The sequence below is a fragment of the Vulgatibacter sp. genome, assembly GCF_041687135.1.
Taxonomy (GTDB): domain Bacteria; phylum Myxococcota; class Myxococcia; order Myxococcales; family Vulgatibacteraceae; genus JAWLCN01.
In genome coordinates this window covers 141,629-158,001 of the sequence record NZ_JAWLCN010000009.1, presented here as the reverse complement: position 1 = coordinate 158,001, position 16,373 = coordinate 141,629, and the positions used below count along the sequence as shown (strand labels likewise).

The 16,373-nt window shown below is 70.8% G+C and carries 10 protein-coding genes and 1 pseudogene; 5 read left to right on the top strand and 6 right to left on the bottom strand.

Features of this window, described 5'->3' with window-relative positions:
- Positions 1-55: 55 nt before the first annotated feature.
- Complete coding sequence (locus tag ACESMR_RS18760) at positions 56-2,356, bottom strand: FdhF/YdeP family oxidoreductase (RefSeq protein WP_373048642.1); 2,301 nt, start codon at positions 2,354-2,356, stop codon at positions 56-58.
- Positions 2,357-2,482: 126 nt separating this feature from the next.
- Here ACESMR_RS18760 and fdhD point away from each other — a divergent pair.
- Together fdhD and ACESMR_RS18750 are read left to right on the top strand one after the other, a co-directional pair.
- Positions 2,483-3,331 (top strand): annotated as a pseudogene (fdhD, locus tag ACESMR_RS18755) (formate dehydrogenase accessory sulfurtransferase FdhD); the annotation flags it as partial.
- 820 nt (positions 3,332-4,151) lie between these two features.
- Positions 4,152-4,721, top strand: a complete 570-nt coding sequence (locus ACESMR_RS18750; RefSeq protein ID WP_373048641.1) for a molybdenum cofactor guanylyltransferase — start codon at positions 4,152-4,154, stop codon at positions 4,719-4,721.
- Here ACESMR_RS18750 and ACESMR_RS18745 read toward each other — a convergent pair whose 3' ends face one another.
- From ACESMR_RS18745 to ACESMR_RS18735, 3 genes are all read right to left on the bottom strand, one after another.
- The gene (locus tag ACESMR_RS18745) at positions 4,722-5,693 is read right to left on the bottom strand and encodes a hypothetical protein (RefSeq protein ID WP_373048640.1); all 972 of its coding nucleotides are present in this window, start codon (positions 5,691-5,693) and stop codon (positions 4,722-4,724) included.
- A gap of 31 nt (positions 5,694-5,724) precedes the next feature.
- Positions 5,725-8,043, bottom strand: a complete 2,319-nt coding sequence (locus ACESMR_RS18740; RefSeq protein ID WP_373048639.1) for a DUF4215 domain-containing protein — start codon at positions 8,041-8,043, stop codon at positions 5,725-5,727.
- A 287-nt stretch (positions 8,044-8,330) separates the two neighbouring features.
- Positions 8,331-10,181, bottom strand: a complete 1,851-nt coding sequence (locus ACESMR_RS18735) for an OPT family oligopeptide transporter (protein ID WP_373048638.1) — start codon at positions 10,179-10,181, stop codon at positions 8,331-8,333.
- A 163-nt stretch (positions 10,182-10,344) separates the two neighbouring features.
- Between ACESMR_RS18735 and ACESMR_RS18730 the strand changes: the two genes are divergently transcribed.
- The 3 genes from ACESMR_RS18730 to ACESMR_RS18720 all read left to right on the top strand — a co-directional run bounded on the left by ACESMR_RS18730 (position 10,345) and on the right by ACESMR_RS18720 (position 13,344).
- Entirely contained in the window at positions 10,345-11,214 is an 870-nt protein-coding gene (locus ACESMR_RS18730; RefSeq protein WP_373048637.1) for a ChaN family lipoprotein, read from the top strand.
- Positions 11,214-12,461 carry an NAD(P)/FAD-dependent oxidoreductase gene (locus ACESMR_RS18725; protein WP_373048636.1) on the top strand — a complete coding sequence of 416 codons (1,248 nt, stop codon included), beginning with the start codon at positions 11,214-11,216 and terminating at the stop codon, positions 12,459-12,461. Before ACESMR_RS18730 ends, ACESMR_RS18725 begins: the two co-directional genes overlap by 1 nt.
- Before the next feature lie 205 nt (positions 12,462-12,666).
- A complete protein-coding gene (locus ACESMR_RS18720) occupies positions 12,667-13,344 on the top strand; it encodes a DUF2461 domain-containing protein (RefSeq protein ID WP_373048635.1) in 678 nt (225 codons plus the stop codon).
- Between the two features lie 61 nt (positions 13,345-13,405).
- On the opposite strand, the gene ACESMR_RS18715 is transcribed toward ACESMR_RS18720, so the two are convergent.
- Both ACESMR_RS18715 and ACESMR_RS18710 read right to left on the bottom strand, forming a co-directional pair.
- A complete protein-coding gene (locus ACESMR_RS18715) occupies positions 13,406-14,116 on the bottom strand; it encodes a transposase (protein WP_373048634.1) in 711 nt (236 codons plus the stop codon).
- Between the two features lie 217 nt (positions 14,117-14,333).
- Positions 14,334-16,367 (bottom strand): CRTAC1 family protein, encoded by a 2,034-nt coding sequence (locus ACESMR_RS18710; RefSeq protein WP_373048633.1) that lies wholly within the window; start codon positions 16,365-16,367, stop codon positions 14,334-14,336.
- Positions 16,368-16,373: the final 6 nt, after the last annotated feature.

Genomic DNA, 16,373 nt, shown 5'->3' with positions numbered 1-16,373 from the left:
CGCCCAGGTGCGTCGGTGGAGCAGCGAGGCGAAGAAGGCGGGCGCCGGCGTGAGGCTACGCCGCCTCGTCCGGTGCGCCGCGCTTCGGCGCAGGAGCGAGGGCGCCCACCTTGTCGATCCGCACCCAGGCGTTGTAGTCGGGGACGCCGGAGCCGGGATCGACCACGCGGTCGCCGATGAGGACGTTGGCCTCGGGCCAGTGGGCCTGCAGGGAGCCGGGGGCGATCTCGGCGAGGAAGACGCGGCCCTGCATCTCGCCGTGCGCCGAGCGGAGCACGATGGGCTCGTCGGCGCGGAGGCCGAGGCGGCGCGCGTCCTCCGGGGCGACGAAGACGTGGTCGCGCGCGGCGCCGGTGAGCGCGTCGACGTCCTTCTGCACCATCGAGTTGAACTGCTTGCCGCGGCGGGTGCCGAGGAAGAAGGCGCCCTCGGGTCGCTCGAAGCTGGGCGGCGCGATCTTCACGAAGCGGGCCTTGCCGCCTGGGAGCGGGAAGACGCCGCCCGGGGCGAGGTGGGGGCCGCCCCACTGGAATTGGTCGCCCTGCTTCGATAGCCCGGCGATCTCCGCGTAGGCGGGGATGGTGGCGGCGATGTCGCGACGGATGGCGGCGGCATCCGTGAAGGCGAGCTGCTCTGCGCGCTCGGGCGCGATGGCGCGGGCGAGCTCCACCACCGGCCACCACTCCTCCTTCGCCTCGGGGATCTCGTGGCCCGGCACATGGGGCGAGAAGATGACCCGCCGCTCGGTGGTGGTCTCGGTGATGCCGCCGCGGTGCTCGTAGCGGGTCCGCGCCGGCAGCACGTAGACCACCTCCGCCGGGTCCACGAGCATCTGCTTCGTGAGCACGATGTCCTGGTGGATGCGCACCGGCACCCTGGCCAGCGCCTCCTCCACCCGCTGCGGCTGGGGCATGGTCTCGAGGAAGTTGCCGCCGATGGTGAAGAAGGCCTCGAGGCCGCCGCGGGCTGCCGCCTCGATCATCGCCACCGTGTCCATGCCGACGCGATCCGGCGGGCGGAAGCCCCACAGCCCCTCGAGCCTGTCGGCCTCCTCGGGCGTCACGGCCTTGCTGCCGGGGAAGGCGGTGGCGTAGGCGCCCATCTCCGCGCCGCCCTGCACGCCGGAGTGGCCGCGGATCGGCATCAGCCCGCACTTCTCGCGGCCGATGAAATTCTTGAGGAGCCCCACGCCGAGCAGCGCCTGCACCGTGGCGGTGCCGTGGGCGTGCTGGGTGAGGCCCATGCTCCAGACGAAGACGCCGGTCTTCGCCGGGCCGAGCACCGAGAGGAGCAGCTCCACGTCGGCGGCGCTCGCCCCGCTCTGCCGCACCAGATCGTCGAAGGAGAAGCCGTCGAGGTGGGCCCTCCACTCGTCGAAATTCTCGACCCGCTCGGCGAGGAAGGCGTGGTCGATCTGGCCGCGCTCGATCAGGCGCTTCTGCACCGCGAGGAGGAGCGCGAGATCACCGCCAGGCGAGACACGCACGTGTTTGTCGGCGATCCGCGAGCCAAGCACCGCCGAGTCGAGGTTCGAGGGGACCCAATATTTGTTGAGCCCCGGCTCCTCGTAGGTGTTGACGCTGATCACCACCGTGCCGCGCTTCTTCGCCTCGAGCAGATATTTGAGCGAGACCGGCTGGTCGTTGGCCACGTTGGAGCCGAAGAGCACGATGACGTCGGTGCCGTACCAATCCTTGTAGGAGCAGGTGCTGGCGGAGAGCCCGAGCATGCTCTTCATCGCGGTGGTGGAGGGGCTGTGGCAGAGCCGCGCGGCGTTCTCGACGTGGGGTGAGCCGAGGAAGCGCCACGCCTTCTGCGCCGCGTAGTAGACCTCGTTCCCGATGCCGCGGGAGGTGAGGTAGAGCGCCAGCCGATCGGGATCGACGCCACGCAGGCGCGCCCCCAGCTCGGAGAGGGCCTCCTCCCAGCCGATGGCGGTGAAGCCCGCCTCGCCCTTGCGGCGGCGGAGCACCTTCGGGATCCGGCCGAGATCCCGCAGCTCCCTGCTGTCGAGCCGGCGCAAGCCGTCGACGTCGCCAGCAAGCGCCGCGTCGAAGGCATCCATCGTGTTGAGCTTGAGGAGGTTGAGGCGCACCAGGCACAGGTGGGTGCCGTCGATGGTCCAGTCGGAGAGGCCGCTTGTGCCCAGGGCGCAGCCGTCGCAGACGCCGCGGGAGAGTACCTTCCAGGCGTAGTACGGATGGCGCCGGTTCTCCCAGGCGATCCGGAACATCTCGCGGAAATGCTGCGGCTTCTGCTGGCCGAGGCCGAAAGGCACGAGGCCCGCGGGCCGGCGATCGGCGCGGAGCGGAACGAGGCCCGTGCCCCCGGACGGAGCGAGTTCCTTGTTTTTCATGTGGCAGCGAGCGTAGCCCGCGGTGGAAACCACAGCAACGAGCGCTTCCACCTGCTGCGGAGGCGGTACATCATCCGATATCGTCGTGGTAGGCAGAGGTAGGAGTTCCCCGGGGGCGAAGACGCGGTGAAGCGGCCGATCGATCCAGCAGGCGTGGCACGCCGGAAGGTGGAGCGGATCGGGGAGCGTCCCGGCGGCGCCACCGACGAGCTCGACGCCGTGGTGGCCGAGGAGCCGCTGGAGATCCGCGTCGACGGCGAGACCATCGGCGTCACCATGCGGACCCCCGGCGACGACGCCCGCCTCGCCCTCGGCTTCCTCTTCGGCGAGGGGATCATCTCCTCCCTGCAGGACGTGGGGACGGTGAGCCATTGCGGCAGGCCCGGCCAGGACGGCTGGGGCAACGTGATGGAGGTCCGCTCCGGTCCCGGGGTGAGCCTCGACGCCGACCGGATCCTCGAGGGGCGGCGCTTCGTCCCCACCTCGTCGGCCTGCGGCGTCTGCGGCAGGCAGACCATCGACGATCTCATCGCCCGCTGCGGCACCCTCGAGGGCGGCGCCGTGCTGCAGGCCGATCTGGTGCTGCGTGCGGTGGACCGCATGCGCGCCGCGCAGATCCGCTTCGAGCGCACCGGCGGCCTCCACGCCGCGGCGGCCTTCGATGCCGCTGGCGAGATGCTCTGCTGCCACGAGGACGTGGGGCGGCACAACGCGGTGGACAAGGTGGTGGGCGAGCTCCTGCGCTTCGGCCTCGTGGGCGCGGAGCGGCGGGGCAGCCCGCCGGCGCTGCTGGTGGTGAGCGGCAGAGCCGGCTTCGAGATCGTGCAGAAGGCGGCGGTGGCGAAGATCCCGATCGTCGCCTCGGTCTCGGCGACCACCTCGCTGGCGATCGATCTCGCCCAGTCCACCGGGCTCACCCTGGCCGGCTTCGCCCGCAACGGTTCGCTCAACGTCTACACACACCCGTGGCGGATCACCGCCGGCGACGGCCGCGGCAGGTTGCGCGCGGTGCCCGACGTGACGACGCCGGGGCCTGGTCCGGCGCAGCAAAGCGGCGCCACCGGCGGGACGATCCCGGGCAGCGGCAGGGATGGCGGCACCAGCGCCAGGCTCGGCGGCTACGCCACGGGCAGCCGCGTTGCTGCGGCGGGCGGCTACACCCGCGGCTTCTCGATGGCGGCGCAGGCGGCGCCGCTGCTCCACCCCGACGTCGACGAGACCGTCGCCTGGTTCGACCTGGACGATCCCGAGCTCTTCTCGCCGCCCCAGCCCGGCCCGGTAGCCGAGGACGAGGAGCGGCGCCGTCTCCTCGAGGCGATGCGGCAGGCCGAGGAGCGCAAACTGCACGAGGCGGTCCGCAGGGACGAGGAGGCGCGTTTGCGCTACCACGCGGAGAAGCCGCTCGCCGTGCAGGATGCGGCAGCGGAGGCCGACGAGGCTGCGGCACGGGAGCGGCGGCGGAGCCTCGCTGCGGAGCTCGTCGCCAGGACCGATCGGATGATCGCCCAGCGCCGTGCGGCAGGCAGGCGGATGGCGCCGGAGGACGGCGACGAGGCGCTCTCGTTCGACGGGGGCGGGATCCGCGAGGAGGTCGAGGAGATCCGCGCCGGTGCGGACGCCCTCGAGGCGGCGCTGCAGCGCTGGAGCGAGCCGCCCCCGAAGCCGAGGCCTGCCGCTCCCCAGCGCCCTGCGGACGTTGCGCCTGCCGACCAGAAGCCGGTTTTGATCGACGATCGCGATCCCGGCAACCCTTCGCTGGTCTTCTGGCCCGGTGGCAACGGCTGGAGCACCGGCCGTGTCCGTTAGGCCGGTCGCCGGACTCTTCGTCGGCGGCGGCTCCACACGCATGGGCGGCGCGCCGAAGGGGCTGCTCGTTGCACCCGGGGGCGGAACGATCCTCGGGCGGCTCGTGCGGATCTGCACGGAGGCCAAGCTCGAGCCGGTGCTGGTCGGTCGCAACGAGGCGGTGGAGGCGGCGTTTCCCGCCCTGCAGGCCCTCGACGATCGACCGGGCGGGATCGGGCCGATCGGCGGCCTCGCTGCCCTGCTCCACCACGCAGGCGACGAGGCTTTTCTGCTCGCGTGTGATCTGCCGGCGATCGAGGCAGCGCTGATCCACCGGCTTCGCGCGCACGCGCCCGGCGCAGCCGTGGTGGCGCCGCGCGATCCGGAAGGCCGCTGGCAGCCCTTCTTCTCGCGCTGGCGGGCAGGCGTGATGCGCGACCCTGTCGACGCAGCGATCGCCGGCGGTGAGCGCTCGATGCAGCGGCTCCTCTCGGCCCACGCCGCGGAGCTGCCGCTCTCGGGCGAGGCGTGGCGCAAACTCCGCGACTGGGACACGCCGGGCGACGTCGCCGCCGGCTGATCAGCGCTTCTTGCGAAGCCGCGCCGCCCGGGCCTCTGCTGCGTCGAGCCGCTTCCGCAGCCCCGCTTCCGCGCGCTCCGCCTCGGCCAGCGCACGCGCTGCATCCTCTGCAGCGGAGGCAGCTTCGGATAACTTCTCCCGCAGCCGCTCCAGCGTGCGCGCCGCCGCCTCGACCTCGGCTTCCGTGCGCTCGTGGCGCTGCTGCGCCTGCTCCGCATGCCGCTGCGCCTGCGTCGTCTGCCGGGAGGCCACCGCCGCTTCGGTGCGCAGCGCCCGCGCCTCGCGCTCCGCTTCGTGCACCTCGTCCCGCCGCGCCTCGGCAGCGGAAGCCTTGCGCAGCGTCTCGGACTTCGCCTTCGTCGTAGGCTCCACGGCCGGAGCCTCCGCCCGCTTCTGCTTCCCGGGCGCACGCTTCTCCGACGCCTGCCGCAGCGCGCCGCCCTCGATCCCCAGCGCGGCGAAGGCCTGCTCGAATCCGCCCGGCTCGATCTCCGCGGTGAGCGTCCCGCGACGCAGCCGCTCCCGCTCCTCGTCCGAGGCCCCCGCCGCAGCACGCAGGTTCGCCCGCACGCGTTCGAGGTTGGTCTCGCTCGCGGCGTGGCCACCTGCCTCCAGGATCGCCGCCGCCCGCTCGGTGAGCCTCGCCACCAGCTTGCGATCGCTCTCCCGCGCCGCGCGGAACGCCTCGGGGTCCGAGGCCTGCGCCACCCGCAGCGTCTCCCCCGCCTCGAGGAAGCGCTCCACCTCGGCGCGGTGGCGCCGGGCCAGCTGGTTGAGCGCCCAGAGCGCGACGGTGGGCTTGCGGCGCGAAGCGATCGCCTTCGCCCCCGCCGCATCGCCGCCTGCTTTGAGCGACTTCGCCAGCGCGTTGCGCGTGGCGACGAAGTCCTCGAGCGGCGCCCCGTAGAGCTCGCCTTCCGCCTCCTCGAGTGCCGGGGCCGCCGCCGGGTCGCCGCTGCGCCGCTTGGTCATCCGGACAGCTTACGCACGACTTCGGAACCGCTCACCGCGCGTCTGCGGAGATGAGGTAGCCAAGTGCCGTGTCGTTCACGATCAGGCCGTTCCAGGTGCGGATCGGAGAGTTGGTGGTGACCTCGATGTAGACCGTGCCGTCCGTCGGGGCAGTCCAGCTGACACGTGAGCAGAGGTCGTCGACCGAGATGTCGTCGTTCTCAGCGAGAAGAGCGCCCGTCGTGTCCAGGAGGCGGATGTGCGTGTCGGCTTCGAAAAGGCAGCTGCCATCGAACCGGTTGCGGGTCCAGACGTCGTAGGTGACACCTTGCGCCGCCGGGAAACTCCACATGTCGACGTTGACCGCGGGCAGGAAAGGGAGCGAACCACGACCGATCTGGTTCACCTCCAACGCATGGGCGGACGCAAGCGAGTCATTGGGTTCCAGCTCTCGCACCCCCTCGAACAAGCAGGTAGACGAGCAGCCGTCGCCGTCGAGCAGGTTGCCGTCATCGCACTGCTCCAGCATCTCATGCACGCCGTCGCCACAGATCGCGGGGGCGGCAGCAAGCGCGAACCAGCCCCATTCGTCATCGACCGCCGAATGCCCGTCGACGACAAGGTAGACGACCTGGCCTGCCACCATCTGGAGGTAGATATATTCCTGCGCGTTGAGTCGGTCGCGCGGAACGGTGTTGTACAAGTTGCTGCATGCCAGCTCGGGAGCGGTCTGGCCACACGCGCCGTCCCAAATGAAGAGAGACGCATCAAAGTTGCCGGCCAGCCAGAAACTGTACTCGCCCGTCGAAGGCGCTTCGAAACGTGCGACCCCATCACGTGCTGCCGTCGAAGCGCAGCTCCCCGAGAAGTCCGGCCAGAATCGACGAGTACTGCCTCGCCAAACCCTGACACCGGGTTCCTCCTCGGCAAGGAGCTGCATGTCGACCGCATCGCTGCAGTTGTCCCCCTCCCACCGGCACACCGGGCTGCAGCCGTCACCCGCGACGACGTTCCCGTCGTCGCACTGCTCCCAGCCTTCGATCACCCCGTCGTTGCAATGGACCTGCTTGGCGGTGACCCGGAAGTCGCCGACGCTCGGCACACCTTCCGGTAGCGTCGCCAGGCCGGTGATCGCGAAGTAGGCGGACTCGCCCGCATCGAGCTCCACCTCGATGCCCTCCCCTCCGCCGGCGCCCTCCTCGTTCATGCAGCGCAGCGCGTCGGTGCCGCCGCAAGCGCCCCGCCAGCCGAAGAAGACCACGTCCCAGGCGGCCTCCACCTCGACGTAGTAGCGGCCGTCGGCAGGCGCGGTGAACGAGACGACGGAATCGGGGACGCCGGTCGTCTCCGCGCAGGTGGCGCCGTAGTCGAAGAGCCGTCCCGTCGTCGTGCCGTCCACCGCCCACTCACCCGTCACCGGATCGAGAACGAGTGCCCAGGGGCTGCCGCAGTGGTCCCCCTCGATGAAGCAGTTGTCGTCGCACCCATCGCCCAACACGAGGTTGCCGTCGTCGCAGTCCTCCTCGCCGTCCTGGAAGCCGTCCCCGCAGGTGGCATAGCGACAGGCGCTCGTGTCGAACTCGCAAGAGGAGCTGCAGGCGAGCGAGCCTCCGTCGAAGCCGAGGTCGACACACGACTGCAGCAATGCCCCGTCGCAGGCCTCTCCCTGCTGCACGACGCCGTTGCCGCAGTGCGGGCATTCGGGGAGCATCGAGCAGTCGGAGTCCTCACAATCCACCCGGCCGTCGCGATCCTCGTCCTCTCCCGATCCGCAGATCTCCGGGTCGCCGCACATACTCGTGTCGAAGGTGCATGTGTCGGTGCAGCCGACGTAGCCGAGCGAGTATCCGAACTGTGAGCAGCGTCCGTCGTTGTCCGAGCCGTCGCACTCCTCGCTCTGCTGGTTGACGCGGCCATCACCGCAGTGCGGGCAAGAAGCGGTCGTCGCGCAGTCCGGGTCGTCGCAATCGACGAGCCCATCGCCGTCCTCATCGCGGCCCGAATCGCATTCCTCGGTGCTCGTGCAGGCGCTCGTGTCGTACTCGCACGCCTCGGAGCAGCCCAGGCTGCCACCCTCGAAGTCCAGCGATGCGCAGGTCTCGCCTGCGAGGTCGGCGCCGTCGCACGCTTCGGCGCCTTCGACCACCCCGTCGCCGCAGTAAGCGAGGGCACCGCCTGCGCCGCCAGCCCCACCCGAACCGCCCGTGCCGCCGGCACCGCCAGCGGAGCTGCCTCCCGTGCCTCCGCCGCCCCCTGCACCACCTCCGCCAGCTCCGCCGGTTGCGGTCGCCGGGGGCTGACGGCGTTCCTCCCAGCAAGCGGTGACGAGGAGCGAGGCGGTCAGGCCCAGAAGAATGGCGATGCGCTTCACGGCGGCCTCCCTTGCAGCAGTCCGCGGCACTCCACCGAAAGGCCACCGACGACGTCGCCGGTCCGGCAGCGTGGCTGACGCGTTGCGGGTCGGTGTCCCCGTGCCAAGGGCGAGCGCAGGATGAGTACGAGTCGCGTTCGACAGCTGCACACGCCCAGTCCGCGTGACCACGCACGGTGAGTGCGTCTCTCCACCGACAGGGAGGAGACGGTTCGCCACCCAACACGTAAAACGCCCCCGCCCCCAGCAGAGGGGACGAGGGCGCAACTCGCGAAGCGAGCACTCGCTTACGGGAAGAGCATCTTCTGCAGCGCCACACCCACACCCGCCAGCGACTCGCCGGCGATGAGGCCCGAGGCGATGATCACGAGGAAGCGCGCCGTCCACGAGGGCGCCACGCGGCCGAGCACCAGCGAGATCGCGCCGCCGAGGAACATCGCGATGGAGTAGTAGGCCGGGATGACGAAGGCGAGGCCGAGGCTCGCGGGGCTGGGCACCCAGGTGCGGATCCCCTTGGGCAGCACCTTCTCGAGGATGGCGAGCACGATGCCCGCCGCGCCTGCGATCGCCATGGCGGGCACCACGCCCTGGGGCATCGCCTCGATCCCCTTCATGAAGACCTCGGCCACCGCCTTCCACGCAGCCGCTGCGGGCGCCGGCCACTCCTCGGTGAGGAGCTGGTTCTTCGGATCGGGGATGAGGACCAGGTAGGCGGCGGAGCCCACCACCGCGCCGCCGAGGGCGCCGAGGAGCTGCGCCGCAGCCTGGAGCCTGGCGGTGGCGCCGAGGATGTGGCCGCACTTCATGTCGTGGAGCAGGTCGGCGCACTGGCTCGCGGCGCCGCCGGTGACGTTCGCGGACATGAGGTTCGCAGCGGGCTGGCCGGGGGCGATCACGCCGAACATCAGCTGGGTGACCTTGCCCATCGCGCCCACCGGCGTGATCGAGGTCTCGCCGGAGACGCGGCCCGCCACCACGGCGAGGCCGAAGGTGAGGAGCACACCGAGCGCCGCCACGAAGACTGCGATGTCGAAGAGCACGACCTGGAGGAGAACCGAGGCGACCAGCGCCACGGCGAGGCCGCCGAGGAACCAGGTGCGGCTCACCTCGCCGGTGTCCTTCTTCTCGGCGCCGGCGTCCTTCACCTTCCCCGCGCCGCGGATGCCGTTCCAGATCGAGCGCCAGGAGAAGGCGAACGAGGTGAGCGAGGCGGTGACCATCATCGCCACGCCGGGCCAGAGCAGCCACTGGAGGAGCGGCCCGGACCACATCGCGTCCGCGGCGCCCGACTTCGCCCAGCCGTTGTCGATGACCACGGTGGCGAGCCAGCCCCAGCCCACCACCGCGCCCAACAGCAGCGAGGCGCCGGCGCGGAAGCCGATGATGCCGCCGACGCCGATCATCAGCAGCGACGGCTCGAGGGCGAAGGTGAGATTGTAGAGGCTCGCCTTGGCGCCGCTCGCCAGCGACACCGCGCCGGGCATCGCCAGCTTGGGGATGGCGACGAGGCTCTCCACCACCTTGAGCACCGCGGCGAGGATGCCCGAGCCCACCAGCGTCTTGACGCGGGTCATCGCCTCCTTGCCCTTGGCGTACATCTCGTTGAGCGTCTGCGCCGAGGCGATGCCGCTGGGGAAGGGGAGCTTGTCCACCTCGATCATCTGCTTGCGCAGGCCCACCGCCACGGTGATGCCGACGAGGCAGACCGAGAAGCACCAGATCGCCAGCAGCGGATAGGAGAGCGTCTCGCCGGTGAGCATGGTGAGCGCCGGGATCGGCGCGACCAGGCCCGCGGAGGAGATCGACGCAGCCGAGGAGGCCGCGGTCTGGTTGATGTTGTTCTCGAGGATCCCGAACTGCGGCGCGCCGGTGGCCTTGCGGGTGAGGCCGAAGAAACCGAAGGCGAGCAGCGCCGCGGTGATCGACATGTTGAAGCCCCAGCCGATCTTGAGGCCGCTGTAGATGTTGCACAGCGAGAGCGCCGAGCCGATCACCATGCCACTGGCGATGGCGCGGAAGGTGAGCTCCCGCACCGGCGTGGCCACCTGCGGGACCGCCGCCAAACCGGGCGCGGCGATCCCTTCGACCGGGGTCTTCTCCTCGAGCTGCTCTGCTTCCGTCCGCTTGCCAGTCGTCACGGCCATTCCCCTCGGGCCGCCGTTGCAGCCCGTCTACGGCGCCCTCGATCCCGGGCGGCTGGTTGCGTGGAGAGGCGAAAATCACCCGTGTAGGGGCGGTCTGTAAAGCAGAAGCGGCCCCTCCGGCGAGCGGCCACCTGCCCCCGTGGCTATGCTCGGGGCCATGCGCCTGCTCGCCTCTCTCCTCCTGTCCGCCCTCTTCCTCACCGCCTGTGCAGGTCCCGGCGGGACCGCGCGAAAGCTCGAACCCGCGGCGGAGCTGGAGCCGGGCACGCTCCTCACCCCTGCAGGCGAGGCCCTCGGGCCCGATCAACTCGCCGCAGCTGTAGCGGACGCACGCTACGTACTCGTGGGAGAGGGCCACGATTCCGCCTGCGACCACCGGGTGCAGGCAGCGATCGTGCGAGCGCTCTCTGCCCGCGCGCCGGTGGTGGGGCTCGAGATGGTCTCCACCGAGCGCCAGGACGTGCTCGACCGCTTCCACGCCGGCGAGGTAACGGTCGAAGAGCTCGACGGCGCCCTCGGCTGGGAAAAGAAGTGGGGCGTGCCCTTCGCCCTCTACCGGCCAATCTTCGACGAGGCCGCGGCGGCACAGCTGCCCGTCGCCGCCCTGAACGTGCCGGCGGAGGTGGTCCGCCAGGTGAGCCGCGAGGGAGAGAGCGCCCTGCCCCCCGAGGTGCCGGCGCTCCTGCCCCCGCCGCCCGAGCAGGAGGAGATGCTGCGCACCGCCTACGAATCCCACGCCCACGGCGCCCAGCCGTCCGAGGAGGGCTTCGCCCGCTTCCTCCGGGTGCAGTCGCTCTGGGATACGGCGATGGCCGGCGCGGCGAAGACGTGGAGCCGCAGGCTCGATCGCCCCGTGGTGGTGCTGGCGGGCGCCGGCCACGTGTCGCACGGATGGGGGATCGGCCACCGCCTCGCGCAGCTCGATCCCGGGGCGGGAATCGTCGAGGTCGTTCCCTGGCGCGGCGCCGAGGCGATCGATCCGGCCGCAGGTGATTTCTTCTTCTACTGCCCGCGCGAGGAGCGGTGATGGCGAGCGGCGAGGTGATCGTGGTGGGCGCAGGGGTCTCGGGGCTCTGCTGCGCCCTCTGGCTCCAGGAGCACGGCGTGCGTCCGCTGGTGCTCGAGGCCTCGGACGGCGTCGGCGGGCGCGCGCGCACCGACGAGCACGAGGGCTTCCTCCTCGACCGCGGCTTCCAGGTGCTGCTCACCGCCTACCCCGAGGTGCGGCGGGTGCTCAACTACGATGCCCTCGATCTGCGCGCCTTCTACCCGGGCGCCAAGGTCCACGCCGAGGGCGAGTTCTTCCGCGTGGCCGATCCCTTTCGCCGGCCGGTGGGCGGGCTCGTCACCCTGCTCACGCCGGTGGGATCGCTGGCCGACAAGCTGCGTGTGGGCAGGCTCCGCCTCGAGGTGATGCGCGACTCGGTGGAGGAGACGCTGCGCGCGCCGGACGAGAGCACCGCGTGGTTCCTCGCCTCGCGCGGCTTCTCGCCGCGGATGGTGGAGCGCTTCTTCCGGCCCTTCTTCGGCGGCGTCTTCCTCGAGGACGAGCTCTCCACTTCCGCGCGCCTCTTCCGCTTCCTCTACAAGATGTTCGGCGAGGGGAAGATCGCCCTGCCCAACCGCGGCATGGGGCAGATCCCGGTGCAGCTCGCGCGGCGCCTCCAGGACGGCGGGATCCGCCTCGGCGCGCTGGTGCGCGAGGTGCGCGACGGCGGCGTGGTGCTGGAGAGCGGCGAGGAGCTGCGCGCGAATGCGGTGGTGGTAGCCACCGAGGCGCCGGTAGCAGGCCGGCTGCTGGGAAGGCAAATCCCTGCTGCGGCCCACGGCACCACCTGTCTCTATTTTTCCGCGCCGGAGCCGCCGGAGCGGGAGCCGATCCTGCTCCTCGAGGGCGAGGGCCGCGGGCCGGTGAACAACGTGGCGGTGCCGAGCCAGGTGGCGCCGGGCTACGCGCCGAAGGGCGAGGCGCTGATCGCGGCCACGGTGCTCGGCGTGCCGCGCGCGGCCGACGCCGAGCTGGAGCAAGCGGTGCGCACCCAGCTCACCGGCTGGTTCGGCACGGCGGTGCGCGGGTGGCGCCATCTGCGGACCTACCGCATCCCCTACGCCCTGCCCGCCCAGCCCCCGGGAGCGCTCGAGCCGGTGGAGAAGCCGGTGCACGTGCGCGGCCGCATCTTCACCTGCGGCGACCACCGCGGCACCGCCTCGCTCAACGGCGCCATGCTCGCCGGCAGGCGCGCGGCGGAGGCGGTGCTCCAGGCGATCGGCTGAGACCCCACGGGTCTCAAACGCAAAGGCGTCTTGCGCGCGCAGCGCGCCACGTTGTCCGCTGGCCCGGCGCCAGCGGGGCGAGTGGGCAACGTACAAGGGATCCGCGAATCTGCCAGCGTCGTGACGCGTGGCCGGATAGCGGCACGGCATGGTTGAATCGGTTCCCTCCCCCGACCGGTGTCGGAGGCCTGGAGCCGAGGTGGCCATGTTTCCCGCGGATGGCGTGCAGTTGCTCAAAGAGCTCACCGAGAAGAACGACAAGCGCTTCTTCGAGGCCAACAAGGCGCGGTACGAAAACACGGTGAAGCTGCCGATGGCGGCCATCGTGGAGTCGCTGAACGCCAAGCTGGAGGGGTTTGCGCCGGCGTACGTGACGCCGCCGAAGAAGGCCATGCCGCGCATCCACCGGGACACGCGCTTCAGCGCGGACAAGTCGCCGTACAAGACGGAGGCCGCTGCGATCTTCCCGTGCCAGGGGAAGGAGAAGCAGGAGGCGGCGGGCTACTTCTTCCGCGTGACGACGACCGGCGCAGATTTGCTCGGGGGCGTCTACATGCCCGGCCCCGAGCAACTCGCGCGGATCCGGGCAGCGATCGCTGCGAAGCCGGCGGCGTTCCGCAAGCTGATCGGGGGCAAGAAGCTGCAGGATCTCTTCGGGCCAATGCAGGGCGAGAAGCTCGTGCGGGTGCCGAAGGGCTTCGATGCCGACCACCCTGCGGCCGAGCTGCTCAAGCACAAGCAGTTCTACTTCGCCACGTCGCTGCCACTCGAGGTGGCGACGAGCAACGAGCTCGTGCCGGAAGTGGCCGCTCGGTTCAAGGTGCTGGCACCCTTCGTCCAGTGGCTCGACGCCGCCCTCGGCAACGACGCCGCTGCTCGATGATTGCTCCGTATCCGTCGCGCGACGCATTCGACCGGGTTGCCCCGTCGCGGAGCTGCGCTCGCTATGCCGGGAACGCGAATGCCGGCACGCCGCGGCGAGGTTTCGCACGGCGCCAGCCCTGCTCGAGGAGCCAGCTCTTCGGCTTGGTGACGGGCGGGCTGCCGTCGTCGAAGGTCCGCCACCACGCGGCGTCGTCGGCCAGCTGCAAGTGGGACGCGGCGAATCGGTCGGGGCCTGGGGCGGTGCTGCGCCCCTGCCGCTCCGCATGGATGCGTGCGTTGCCCAGAACGTAGTCGATGGCGTTGCGTGCCTCGGTGGGTGAGCCGAGTGCATGCGCGTGAAAACGATCGGCGAAGACCTTCCCGGCGCGGCCCATCAGCTTGTTGAGGCCCCGGGCGATCCGTACGCCGAGTCCCTGCATCGCGGTGGAGAGGGCGGGCGCGCCGCTCGCCTCGACGATGAGGTGCAGGTGGTTGCCCTGCACCGAGAAGTGGGTGATGCGCGCGCCGAAGCGCTCGACGGCGGGGCGGAAGGCGCGCAGCAGGCGCCGGAAACCGCGCTTGCTGCGCATGTTCCAGACGTGGTCGAGCACCCGCCAGGTGACCAGCACGGGATGGTCGTCGCCGAGCTGCGGGCGGGTGCGGTGCTTCACCTGCGGCAGCGGCGCGATCCGCTTCCGCCCTGCCCGCTTTCGCTCGCCGCCGTGACCGAAGCGCTTCTTCAGCGGCAGCGGCAACTGGCCCTTCTTTCCTCTGCTGTGCCTGGAACCCATCTTCCGCCCCCACGGTCGATTGGGCATAGATTCTCACAGCGGTCGAGCCGCAGATAGACCCCGGCCGAGTCACCAATTCGGGCAGTTTTTGCTGGGTTTTTCGCCGTTCTTCTCGGCGGGGGCTGAAGCCCGAAGAAGGAAACGCCGTGCACGGGGGAAGCGTGCACGGCGTTGTGTTCGTCCTTCGCGGCCGTCGTTGGCCAGCGGCGCTGTTTTCCTACTCCGCCTGCGGCTGGGCGCCCTGCGCCACGTGGTAGCGGTAGCCGCTCTGCACGGTGAATCGCTGCTGGGTGCGGGCCGCGTCAGGCCAGGTGATGGTCACCTCGGCCTCACAGGCGTCGGCGAGGCCGAAGTGGAGGGCCAGGTCGTGCTGGATGCCGTAGTGGCCGTGGCCGCCGCCGATCTCCTGGGTCTGGACGACGTCGCCGGCGCGGACCTCGACGCGGGCGCCGATGGCGGAGCGGTTGGTGCCCTCGCCGCCTTCGAGGCGGAGCTGGATCCAGTTGCCGTCCTGGCCGAGCAGGTTTTCGAAGTAGCGGACGTTGGCGGTCTCGTAGCACTGATCGTCGCAGCGGCTGCGGGAGTGGCCGACGACCACGTCGAGGTCGCCGTCGCGGTCGAAGTCGCCCACCGCGATGCCGTGGCTCGCCTTGCTGTCGATGCCGTCGGCAGGCGTCACCAGGTCGAAGGTGCCGGCCTCGTTCTGGCGGAAGAGCAGGCCGCGGGTGCCGCCGTAGTCGCTCGAGCCGATGTAGACGTCGGGGCGGCCGTCGTTGTCGAAGTCGAAGACGGCGGCGGTCATGTCGCCGTCGTTCCAGTCGACGCGGCTCGTGTGATCACGCAGGAGGCCGGTGGCCTCGTTGCCCGGGCGCGTGAACTTCACCTCGGCGGCGCCGTCGCCGAAGAGGAGCTCGCTCGGATCGCTCGAGCTGCCCACGTCCCAGTGCACGATCTCGGTGGTGAGCAGATCCATCTTGCCGTCGTTGTTCACGTCGGCGCAGACGGTGGTTCCGGAGTTGCCGCCGAGGCGGAAGAGCTCGCGGTCGTAGGTGTGGTTCCAGCGCAGCCCCTGGTCGGTGGTGCAGGCGATCTTCTCGGGCTCGGGGACGCCGCTGCAGCCCGGGTCGCTGGGATGGAACTGGCACCAGCAGCGCGCCGACTCATTGTCGGTCCAGTCCTGCCGATCGTCGAAGGCGTAGCCCGAGGCGATCGAATGGTTGGTGTAGGCCACCTCGCCAGCGAGCCAGAGATGGTTGGGGGCGCGGCCGTAGGAGGCGGCAAGGAGCTCGGACCTGCCGTCGTCGTTCAAATCGCAGGCAGCCACCGACCAGGCGTTGCTGTGGCCGCGGGCCTCGTTGAGCACGGTGGCGTTGCTCCAGGGCCTGGTGCGCAGCCCCATCTCTTCGGTGATCTCGGCGAAGGTGCCGTCGCCGTTGCCGCGGTAGAGCTGGTCCTGCTGCGGCTCGCCGCCGGAGGAGCCGTTGCCCACCCAGAGATCGACGATGCCGTCGCGATCGATGTCGACGAAGGCGGCCCCGGAGCGGGCTGCCGCCTCGCCCTCCCTGCGCACCGCGTTCTCGGCGGGGCCGAGGGAGAAGGTGCCGCTGCCGTCGTTGAGCAGGATCTCGGTGCTCTCTGGGTGGAGCGCCGCGGGATCGCCGTTGGAGATGCCGGTGAAGGCGTCGAGATCGCCGTCGTTGTCCACGTCGGCGAAGACGACGATCTCGCCGGGCCTGCCCAGCTCGCCGCCCTGCCGCGGCGTCACCAGCCCCGAGGCCCGGGTCACGTCCTCGAAGCTGCCGTCGCCCTTGTTGCGCAGCAGCCACGTGGCACGGGCACCGCCCTCGGCGAAGTCGTCGGAGGCGAGGCCCACCTTGCGCACCGAGAGATCGAGGAAGCCGTCGCCGTCGATGTCGGCGGCGGAGATGCGCGTGCCGAGAACACCTTCAAGGCCGCGCTCGAGGCCGACCTCGCGGAAGCTGGCGCTGCCGGGGACGAAGGAGGTGCCGGGCGTGCAGCGGTTCTCCAGCGTCGGTCTGCAGGCGCCCGCCACAGGGTCGCAGGTGGTGCCGACGCTGTCGCAGAGCACCTCGCCGCAGAGGCACATGCCGGAGTCCGGCTGGCAGGTGGAGCCGCCGCCGCAGACGACGCCGGCGCAGAGGTCCTGCTTCTCTTCTTCATCCGAGCCGCCGCAAGCAGCGAGAAGGCACACGACCAGCGGCAGGAACCGGGGGGAGCGGAAGTTGGGCATGGGACG